10 protein-coding genes are annotated in these 9,553 nt (G+C 65.8%); 8 read left to right on the top strand and 2 right to left on the bottom strand.

Going from position 1 to position 9,553, the window contains the following annotated elements; all coding sequences use genetic code 11:
- Nucleotides 1-21 precede the first annotated feature (21 nt).
- A complete protein-coding gene (gene rpsA / locus IB223_RS15035; protein ID WP_192202581.1) occupies nt 22-1,713 on the bottom strand; it encodes a 30S ribosomal protein S1 in 1,692 nt (563 codons plus the stop codon).
- A gap of 155 nt (nt 1,714-1,868) precedes the next feature.
- Nucleotides 1,869-2,546: a (d)CMP kinase gene (gene cmk / locus IB223_RS15040; protein ID WP_142124762.1), complete on the bottom strand. Its 678-nt coding sequence runs from the start codon at nt 2,544-2,546 to the stop codon at nt 1,869-1,871.
- A gap of 174 nt (nt 2,547-2,720) precedes the next feature.
- Between cmk and ykgO the strand changes: the two genes are divergently transcribed.
- From ykgO to IB223_RS15080, 8 genes are all read left to right on the top strand, one after another.
- Complete coding sequence (ykgO, locus tag IB223_RS15045) at nt 2,721-2,846, top strand: type B 50S ribosomal protein L36 (RefSeq protein WP_010342887.1); 126 nt, start codon at nt 2,721-2,723, stop codon at nt 2,844-2,846.
- Between the two features lie 109 nt (nt 2,847-2,955).
- Nucleotides 2,956-3,285: a hypothetical protein gene (locus tag IB223_RS15050; RefSeq protein WP_192202582.1), complete on the top strand. Its 330-nt coding sequence runs from the start codon at nt 2,956-2,958 to the stop codon at nt 3,283-3,285.
- Nucleotides 3,286-3,312: 27 nt separating this feature from the next.
- Entirely contained in the window at nt 3,313-4,344 is a 1,032-nt protein-coding gene (locus tag IB223_RS15055) for an agmatine deiminase family protein (RefSeq protein WP_192202583.1), read from the top strand.
- A 126-nt stretch (nt 4,345-4,470) separates the two neighbouring features.
- Nucleotides 4,471-5,433 (top strand): aldo/keto reductase, encoded by a 963-nt coding sequence (locus tag IB223_RS15060; RefSeq protein ID WP_192202584.1) that lies wholly within the window; start codon nt 4,471-4,473, stop codon nt 5,431-5,433.
- Between the two features lie 4 nt (nt 5,434-5,437).
- Entirely contained in the window at nt 5,438-6,751 is a 1,314-nt protein-coding gene (locus IB223_RS15065) for an MFS transporter (protein WP_192202585.1), read from the top strand.
- Between the two features lie 84 nt (nt 6,752-6,835).
- Complete coding sequence (locus IB223_RS15070; RefSeq protein WP_192202586.1) at nt 6,836-7,720, top strand: carbon-nitrogen hydrolase; 885 nt, start codon at nt 6,836-6,838, stop codon at nt 7,718-7,720.
- A gap of 9 nt (nt 7,721-7,729) precedes the next feature.
- Nucleotides 7,730-8,260, top strand: a complete 531-nt coding sequence (locus IB223_RS15075) for a GNAT family N-acetyltransferase (RefSeq protein WP_192202587.1) — start codon at nt 7,730-7,732, stop codon at nt 8,258-8,260.
- 4 nt (nt 8,261-8,264) lie between these two features.
- The gene (locus IB223_RS15080; protein ID WP_192202588.1) at nt 8,265-9,500 is read left to right on the top strand and encodes a TraB/GumN family protein; all 1,236 of its coding nucleotides are present in this window, start codon (nt 8,265-8,267) and stop codon (nt 9,498-9,500) included.
- Nucleotides 9,501-9,553 lie beyond the last annotated feature (53 nt).

Here is a 9,553-nt window from a genome sequence, read left to right on the forward strand (position 1 = left end):
TACTGCAACGGCGCGAGCCGCTTACTCGGACTTGCCACCATCCAGCTGTGCACGCAGCAGCGCGCCCAGGCTGGTGGTACCGGTGGAAGCTTCGGCAGCGGACTTGTTGTACTCGGCCAGTGCCTCGGCGGTTTCGGCTTCGTCCTTGGCCTTGATCGACAGCTGCAGCGTGCGGCCCTTGCGGTCCATGCCGATGAACTTGGCTTCGACCTTGTCGCCAAGCTTCAGGTGCTGGCTGGCGTCGTCCACGCGGTCGTAGCTGATGTCCCGCGCCATCACGTAGCCTTCGATGCCATCGGCCAGTTCGATCGTGGCGCCCTTGGCGTCCACTTCCTTCACCGTACCTTCGACCTTCGAGCCCTTCGGATGGGTCGCCATGTACTGGCCGAACGGATCCTGTTCCAGCTGCTTCACGCCCAGACTGATGCGCTCGCGCTCCGGATCGACCGCCAGCACCACGGCTTCCAGCGTGTCGCCCTTCTTGAAGTTGCGCACAATGTCTTCGCCGGTGGTGTTCCAGCTGATGTCGGACAGGTGGATCAGGCCGTCGATGCCGCCGTCCAGGCCGATGAAGATGCCGAAGTCGGTGATCGACTTGATCTGGCCGGACACCTTGTCGTTCTTCTTGTGGGTGGCCGCGAAGGTTTCCCACGGATTGGCGGCAACCTGCTTCATGCCCAGCGAGATGCGGCGACGCTCTTCATCCACGTCCAGCACCATCACTTCGACTTCGTCACCGACCTGCACGACCTTGGACGGATTGACGTTCTTGTTGGTCCAGTCCATCTCGGAGACGTGCACCAGGCCTTCGACGCCCGGCTCGATCTCGACGAACGCGCCGTAATCGGTGACGTTGGAGACCTTGCCGAACACGCGGCTGTTGGCCGGGTAACGGCGGGCGATGTTGTCCCACGGATCCTCGCCCAGCTGCTTCAGGCCCAGCGAGACGCGGTTGCGCTCACGGTCGTACTTCAGCACGCGGACATCCAGCTCCTGGCCGACTTCCACGACTTCGGACGGATGGCGCACGCGCTTCCAGGCCATGTCGGTGATGTGCAGCAGGCCGTCGATGCCACCCAGGTCGACGAACGCGCCGTAGTCAGTGAGGTTCTTGACCACACCCTTCAGCACCACGCCTTCCTGCAGCTTGTCCATCAGCTGCTCGCGCTCTTCCGAATGCTCGCTCTCGACCACCGCGCGGCGGGAGACGACGACATTGTTGCGCTTGCGGTCCAGCTTGATGAGCTTGAACTCCAGCTCCTTGCCTTCCAGGTAGCCGGGATCGCGCACGGGGCGCACATCGACCAGCGAACCCGGCAGGAATGCGCGGACGTCCTTGATGTCGACGGTGAAACCACCCTTGACCTTGCCGCTGATGCGACCGGTGATGGTTTCGTTCTTCTCCAGGGCTTCTTCCAGCTCGTCCCACACCATGGCGCGCTTGGCTTTCTCGCGCGAGAGGACGGTTTCACCGAAGCCGTTCTCGAGGGAGTCGAGTGCGACCTTGACTTCGTCGCCCACTCCCACGTCGATTTCACCGGCGTCGTTCCGGAACTGTTCGATCGGCACGATGCCTTCGGACTTCAGGCCCGCGTTGATCACCACCACGTCGTTGCGGACTTCCACGACGACGCCGGTGACGATCGCGCCCGGCTTCAGCTTGGCCAGATGGGTCTGGCTCTGTTCAAACAGTTCGGCAAATGATTCGGTCATTGAAAAATACTCGGTTGATGACACAGACCGGGAGCACCTGAAGATGCACCGCGATCCACCCGTTGTCGGCCGGCGCGGGATTGCGTGTGGCCGTGAGTGTTGTGGTTGTTGAACCGCACGGAGGATTCCGGGCGGACCTTCTGCTGGGCGGGAGCCTAGTCCGCGCGCGCCGGCACCAAAGCCAGCACGCGTTCGACGACGGCATCGATGCCAAGGCCGGTGGTGTCGATGAGGACGGCGTCTTCGGCCGGCCGCAGGGGCGCCACCGCACGCTGGGCGTCACGGGCGTCACGGGCGAGGATCTCGCGCAGCAGACCGTCGATTGTGACGGAAACCCCTTTGTCTTTCAACTGCTTATAGCGCCTTTCCGCCCGTTCGTCGGCACTGGCGGTCAGGAACACCTTGTAAGGAGCATCCGGGAAGATGACGGTCCCCATGTCCCGCCCATCGGCCACCAGTCCCGGCGGCCGGCGAAAAGCCCGCTGGCGCTCCTTCAGAGCGGACCGCACCTCGGGAATGGCCGCAATGGCGGACGCGAGGGCGCCCGTGGTTTCCAGGCGCAGCTCGTCCGTGGCGTCCAGATCGTCCACGATGACCCGGAGGCCCTGCTCCGTTTCGCGGAAACTGACGCTGGTATCGAAGGCACACCGGACCAGGGCGGCAGGATCGGAGATATCCAGATCGGCCCAGCTTGCCGCCACGCCAACCGCGCGGTACAGCGCCCCGGAGTCGAGGTAATGCCAGCCGAGTCGGCCGGCCGCCAGCCGGCTCACCGTCCCCTTGCCCGCCCCGGAGGGGCCATCGATGGTCAGGACGGGTGAGGTATCGGACATGGGGTCTCCTGAGGGGTTTTGGGCGGCATTATGATGTCGACCATCGGGCACGGGACACCTTCGGCGCCATGTTGACGGAGGGCACAGTGCAACCGCTTGATATGCCAATGGAATTGCCGTTAGAATAGCCGGCTTCGTTCCACCCCATACTCTTTTTACGCCGAGGTTCATCTCATGAAGGTCCTGTCCTCCCTGAAGTCGGCGAAGGCCCGTCACCGCGACTGCAAGGTGGTCCGCCGCCGCGGCAAGGTCTTCGTGATCTGCAAATCCAACCCGCGTTTCAAGGCGCGCCAGCGCTGAGGAACGGCACTGCCGGCCACGGCCGGCAATGCATCAAAAGCCGCCTCCGGGCGGTTTTTTGTTGTCCTGCTTTTGTTATAAAAGGCAGATCACCCAGGGGAATCCCACCATGAGCCGTCGCGCCCTCGCACTTCCGTTGATCGCCCTGCTCGGCCTTGCCGGCCCGGCTTTCGCAGACACCCTGCTGATAGAGCGCGCCCAGGAAACGCCCGCGGCGGCGGCCCCGGTGCGTGGACAGACGGCAGCTGACGTCGAAGCCCGCTTCGGCGCTCCGCAACAGAAGCTCGAGCCACGCGGTGGCCAGAAGCGGCAGTGGCCGGTGATCCATCGCTGGGTCTATCCCGGTTTCACGGTCTACTTCGAGAAGAGCCGCGTCATCGACGTGGTGCTGAACAAGGCTACCGCCGAAGAAATCGGCCCCAAGCCCCCCATCCGCTGACCGGCGACTTTCACGCCCCGCAATCCCATGACCGATGCCTATCGCTTTCCCGCGGAATGGGAGCCCCAGTCCGCGATCCTGATCGCTTGGCCGCACGCCGAGACGGACTGGGCCGACCGCCTCGCCGATGTCGAGGAAACCTACGTCGCCCTGGTGGCCGCCATCACCCGCTTCCAGCCGGTGGTGATCTGCGTCGCCGACGACGACCTGCAGACCTATGCCGAAGCGCGACTGCGCTCGGCGCGGGTGGACATGGAACGTGTGCGCTTCGTTCCCGCCGAGTACGACGACACCTGGCTACGCGACTCCGGACCGATCACCTTGCGTGATGGCCACCGGTTCAAATTGCTGGACTTCCGCTTCACAGGGTGGGGCGGCAAGTACGAAGCCACGCGCGACGACCGTCTGGTCGGCGAGCTCTCCGGCCTTCAGTTGTTTCACAACTATTTCGTCCAAAGTATTGATTTTGCTTTGGAAGGCGGTGCCATTGAAACTGATGGCGCGGGCACGCTGCTCACCACATGGCAATGCCTGCATGAGCGTCACCCCGACGCCTCGCGCGCGGAATTGACCGAAAAGCTTGCGCGCTGGCTGAAGCAGGACCGCGTGCTGTGGCTGGACCATGGCTACCTGGAGGGCGACGACACCGACGCCCATATCGACACCCTTGCCCGGTTCGCGCCCGGCAACGCCATCGTTTACCAGGCCTGCGACGACGCGACGGACAGCCACCATGCCGAACTGCAGGCGATGGCCGCCGATATCGCCGCCCTGCGCACCGCCGATGGCCAGCCTTACCGTCCCTTTCCGCTGCCGTGGGCGCAGCCTGTGATGGACAACGACCGTCGCTTGGCAGCGTCTTACGCGAACTACCTGATCATCAACGGCGCCGTGTTGATGCCGGCCTATGGCGATGCCGCCGACAACCAGGCCGCCGCCGTGCTGGCACAGGCCTACCCGGACCGCGAGATCGTGCAGGTGCCATGCCGGGCACTGATCTGGCAGAACGGCAGTCTGCATTGCATCACCATGCAACTGCCGGCAGGGCTGCTCGGCTGAGTCCCGCCATGGCGTCACGGTTCATGGCACCGTGACGTCAGTTGGGCGCAGATTGAACGCTTCGTTTACATCTCGCCCCACACGATGCCGGATAACCACCGTTTCCCATTGATCGAGGAGACGGCCGTGTATTCACGACGCAAGTTCCTGACGACCACTGCGCTGGCCACGGCCGGCCTTGGCCTGGCCGCCTGCCGGGACGCGGCGCAAGCGGGCGGGGTTGGCGCGGCGCCCGCTGTTCCAGCGCCCGAAGCCGTTTCCGGCACGTTGAACACCCGCCTCATCCCGTCGACCAGCGAGCGGGTTCCCGTCATCGGCATGGGCACGTCCGGCAGTTTCGAAGTCGGCCAGAGCGCTGCCGAACTCGATCCATTGCGTGAAGTGCTGAAGCGGTTCTTTGCCGCAGGCGCCACGCTCATCGACACCGCACCCACCTACAGCGTCGCCGAAGATGTCATGGGCGCGCTGCTGGCCGAACAGGGACTCACCACCAAGGCCTGGCTGGCCACCAAACTGTCCGGCGTGACCGGACGCGAGGCCGGCATGGCCCAGTTCGAAGACACGCTGCGCCGGCTGAAGACCGACAAGGTGGCGTTGCTGCAGGTCCACAACCTGGGCGACCTGAAGACCCAGATGGCCGTGGCACGCGAACTGAAGGCACAGGGCAAGGTGAAGTACGTCGGCGTCACGCACTACGTGGAGCGTGCGCAGGAAGAAATCGCGAATGTCGTGCAGGCCGAGAAGCCCGACTTCCTGCAGATCAACTATTCGGTCGCCAGCCGCGGTGCGGAGAAGCGCGTATTGCCACTCGCGCAGGATCTCGGTGTGGCGGTGCTGATCAACCGCGCATTCGAAGACGGCAGGTTGTTCGCGCAGGTGAAGGACAAGCCCGTGCCCCAGGCGCTGGCAGACGCCGGTGTGACCTCGTGGGCGCAGGCGTTCCTCAAGTTCGCATTGAGTCATCCGGCGGTCACGGCGGTGATCCCCGCCACCGGCAAGCCCGACCGCCAGACCGACAATCTCAAGGCCGGTACAGGTCCGGACCTGACGCCTGCGCAGCGTGACGTCCTGATCGCTGCACTGGCCTGAATCGATGACGCCATCCTCCCCGCTTGCGCCGGGCGCCGCGTCACGGTTCGCCGCCCTGTTCAACGTCCGCCCGCACGAAGCACCGGTCGTGATGGCCGGACTGGTGATGTTCTTCCTGTTGTTCGCAGGCTACTTCATGCTGCGGCCGATCCGCGAAACGATGGGCGTCGCAGGAGGCGTGGACAACCTGCAATGGTTGTTCACCGGCACGTTCGTCGCCACGCTGGCGGTGCTCCCGGCCTATGGCTGGATCGCCTCGAAAGTGTCAAGGCGGCGCATCGTGCCCTGGGTGTTCGGCGTGGTCGTGGCCAGCCTGCTCGGCTACGGGGGCGCCATGCTCGCGCGGCCCGACGATGTGTGGCTGGCGCGCACGTTCTACATCTGGGTATCGGTCATCAACCTGCTGATGATCTCGTTGGCATGGAGCGTGCTGGCCGACGTGATGGACAGCCACGAAGCCAAGCGCCTGTTCGCGCTGATCGCCGGTGGCGCCAGCCTGGGCGGCCTGGTGGGCCCCCTGCTGACCACGCTGCTGGTCAAGCCACTGGGGCACGGCGGCCTGATGGTGCTGTCGGCCGTACTGATCGGCGCCAGCGCCGCCACCGCCACCTGGCTGCATCGCTGGCGTGATCGCCATCCGCTGCCAGCCGGCGCCCTGTCTTCGGACCAGCGACGGCGACCACTGGGAGGAAACCCTTTCGCCGGCGCGACAGCTGTGTTCCGCTCGCCCTACCTGATGGGCATCGCGTTCTTCGTGCTGCTGCTGGCGACAGTGACCACGTTCCTCTATTTCGAGCAGGCCAAGCTGGTGGCCGAGCGCTTCGCGGACAAGGAAGAGCAGACGCGGGTGTTCGGCCTGATCGACACGGCCGTGCAGACACTGGCGATCCTCAGCCAGTTGTTCATCACCGGCCGGATCGCACAGCGGCTGGGCGTGGGCGTGTTGCTGGTGGCGGTGCCGATGATCGTCGCCGCAGGCTTCCTCTGGCTGGCGTTGGCGCCGGTGTTCGCGGTTTTCGTGGTCGTGATGGTGGTGCGGCGCGCGGGCGAGTACGCCTTCGTGCGTCCGGGTCGCGAGATGCTCTATACCGTGGTGCCCGCGGAACAGAAGTACAAGGCGAAGAACTTCATCGACACCGTGGTCTACCGCGGCGGCGATGCACTCAGCGGCTGGGTCAAGCGTGCGCTGGATGTCCTGGCCGAACACCCGGCCGCAGCGATGTTCATCGGTGCGGGCGTGGCTGTTGCATGGGCGGTGACCGGCGCGGCGCTCGGACGGCGGCAAACGGAGCTGGAAGCGTCGCGCGACGCCGCCTGAGCCTCGCGTTCACCGGCGGGCAGCCTGCCGTCACGGTGGACGCGGTACCATGCGCCCCTCCCCGTCCATGCCCCTCGACGCACGATGATCAGCACCACCCTGCCCGTTGCCCTGATCCAGGAAAAGAACCACGGCGACGCCGACGCCAACCTGTCGGTGATCGAGGCGCGCGTGGCCGAGGCCGCCAAGCGTGGTGCGAGACTGGTGCTGCTGCAGGAACTGCACAACGGCGCCTATTTCTGCCAGCACGAGTCGGTGCACGAATTCGACCTGGCCGAGCCGATCCCCGGCCCGAGCACGGAGCGCCTGGGTGCGCTGGCGAAGCAGCACGGCGTGGTGCTGGTGTCGTCGCTGTTCGAGCGCCGCGCCGCCGGGCTGTACCACAACACCGCCGTCGTCTACGAAAAGGACGGCAGCATCGCGGGCAAGTACCGCAAGATGCACATCCCGGACGATCCGGGGTTCTACGAGAAGTTCTACTTCACGCCCGGCGACATCGGCTTCACCCCCATCGAAACCTCGGTCGGCCGCCTCGGCGTGCTGGTCTGCTGGGACCAGTGGTACCCCGAAGCCGCGCGCCTGATGGCGCTGGCTGGCGCGGACGTGCTGCTGTACCCGACCGCGATCGGGTGGGATCCGGATGACGGGCAGGCCGAGAAGAACCGCCAGCGCGATGCGTGGGTGTTGAGTCATCGCGGCCACGCCGTCGCCAACGGCCTGCCGGTACTGAGCTGCAATCGCGTCGGCCATGAAGCGTCACCGCTGGGCGCCTCCGGCATCCAGTTCTGGGGCAACAGCCACGTATTGGGTCCGCAAGGCGAGTTCATCGCCGAAGCCGGCACCGAAGCGACCATCCTGATGGCCGAGGTCGACATGGCGCGCAGCGAACACGTGCGCCGCATCTGGCCGTTCCTGCGCGACCGCCGCATCGACGCATACGGCGACCTGCTCAAGCGCTACATCGACTGAGGCCCGCGCGTGCCGCTGACCGTCCGTGACGCCACGCCGGCCGACGTGCCGGCGATCACCGCCCTGTACGCCGCGGAAGTCCGCGACCACGTCAACACCTACGAGTACGACGTACCCGACGAAGCCGAGATGGCGCGCCGCATGCAGGGCGTGCTCGACGCCGGCTATCCCTACCTAGTGGCGGAACTCGACGGCGAGTTCGTCGGCTATGCCTACGCCAGCAGCTACCGCGCGCGCGCGGGCTATCGCAAGACCGTCGAGAACTCCGTCTACGTCCTGCCCGGCCGGCAAGGCCAGGGCATCGGCGCTGCGCTGATGCAGGCACTGATCGACGCCTGCGAGACACGCGGCTACCGGCAGATGATCGCCGTGATCGGCGAACCCACAAACACGGCCTCCATCCGGCTGCACGAGAAGTTCGGCTTCACCCTGGTGGGTGTCTTCCGTGGCATCGCATGGAAGCAGGACCGCTGGCTGGATACCGTGCAGATGCAGCGCACCCTCGGCGCCGGCACCACCGCGCCCCCGCAAGACGAATGACACCATGACCGACACCACGACCGCCCACGCCGACCCGCTGCACGGGCAACCCCACGACATCATCGAGCGCGACGGCGTGCGCTTCACCCTGCTCGGAACAGCGCACGTCTCGCGCGCCAGCGTCGATGCGGTGCGCGCGGCGGTGGCCAGCGGCGACTACGACAGCGTGGCGGTGGAACTGGACGCCGGCCGCCTGCAGTCGTTGACCGATCCCGACACACTGGCGCGGCTGGATCTGGTGAAGGTGGTCCGCGAGGGCAAGACGCACCTGTTCGCCGCGAATCTCGCACTGGCGGCCTACCAGCGGCGCCTGGCCGAACAGCTGGGTGTCGAGCCGGGCGAAGAGCTGAAGGCCGGCGCACTCGACGCACAGGCGCGCGGGCTGCCCGTCCACCTGATCGATCGCGAAGTGGGCCTGACCTTCAAGCGCGCGCTGCAATCGCTGGGCTGGTGGCAGCGCACCAAGGTGGGCGCCGGCATCCTCGCCAGCATGTTCGGTGACGAAGAAGTCGGTGACGACGAAATCGAGAAGCTCAAGCAGGGCGACATGCTGGAGTCGAGCTTCGGCGAGTTCGCCGCCGAAAGCCCTCAGCTGTACCAGGCCATCATCGCGGAGCGCGACCAGTACATGGCCTCCGCATTGCGCCAGGTGGCCGCAGGCAAGCCAGCCGGCGCGGCATTGCCCTACCGCGTCCTCGCCGTGGTCGGTGCCGGCCACCTGCCCGGCCTGGCCCGCCACCTGCAGGACGACACCGCCGACCCGGCCGAGCTGCGCCGTTCGCTCGAAGTCGTCAAACCCAAGTCGCGCGTACCGTGGATGGAACTGGTGATCGGCGTGTTCCTCGTGGGGGGCTTCGCGTGGGGTTTCTGGCAGGGTGGCGTGGACGTCGGTTCGGATCTGCTGCTGCAGTGGGTGCTGGCCACCGGCGTGCTCGGCGCCATCGGCTGTGCGATTGCAGGCGGGCATCCGCTCAGCATTCTCGCGGCCTTCATTTCATCGCCGCTCACCCCGCTGCATCCCGCACTTGCATCGGGTACTGTCAGCGCCTTCGTGGAAGCAACGTTGCGCAAGCCCACCTATGCCGATTTCATGGCGTTGCGCGACGATGTCCAGACGATGCGTGGCTGGTGGAAGAACCGCGTGGCGCGCGTCCTGCTGAACTTCTTCCTCACCAGCCTGGGTACTGCCATCGGCGTGTGGACCGGGGGACTGAGGATGCTCGGCAAACTGGTCGGCTGAGCTGGACTCAGACGAAAAAAGAGCCGGGCAATGCCCGGCTCTTCGCTTTCCGC

This window comes from Pseudoxanthomonas sp. PXM03 (genome assembly GCF_014852005.1).
GTDB lineage: Bacteria > Pseudomonadota > Gammaproteobacteria > Xanthomonadales > Xanthomonadaceae > Pseudoxanthomonas_A.

What these genes read in the sequence shown, in the direction of transcription:
- IB223_RS15050 (WP_192202582.1), top strand. Translation starts at nt 2,956, where the DNA reads ATGAGCCGTCGCGCCCTCGCACTTCCGTTGATCGCCCTGCTCGGCCTT.
- IB223_RS15065 (WP_192202585.1), top strand. Translation starts at nt 5,438, where the DNA reads ATGACGCCATCCTCCCCGCTTGCGCCGGGCGCCGCGTCACGGTTCGCC.
- IB223_RS15070 (WP_192202586.1), top strand. Translation starts at nt 6,836, where the DNA reads ATGATCAGCACCACCCTGCCCGTTGCCCTGATCCAGGAAAAGAACCAC.
- IB223_RS15080 (WP_192202588.1), top strand. Translation starts at nt 8,265, where the DNA reads ATGACCGACACCACGACCGCCCACGCCGACCCGCTGCACGGGCAACCC.
- rpsA (WP_192202581.1), bottom strand. Translation starts at nt 1,713, where the DNA reads ATGACCGAATCATTTGCCGAACTGTTTGAACAGAGCCAGACCCATCTG.
- cmk (WP_142124762.1), bottom strand. Translation starts at nt 2,546, where the DNA reads ATGTCCGATACCTCACCCGTCCTGACCATCGATGGCCCCTCCGGGGCG.
- IB223_RS15055 (WP_192202583.1), top strand. Translation starts at nt 3,313, where the DNA reads ATGACCGATGCCTATCGCTTTCCCGCGGAATGGGAGCCCCAGTCCGCG.
- ykgO (WP_010342887.1), top strand. Translation starts at nt 2,721, where the DNA reads ATGAAGGTCCTGTCCTCCCTGAAGTCGGCGAAGGCCCGTCACCGCGAC.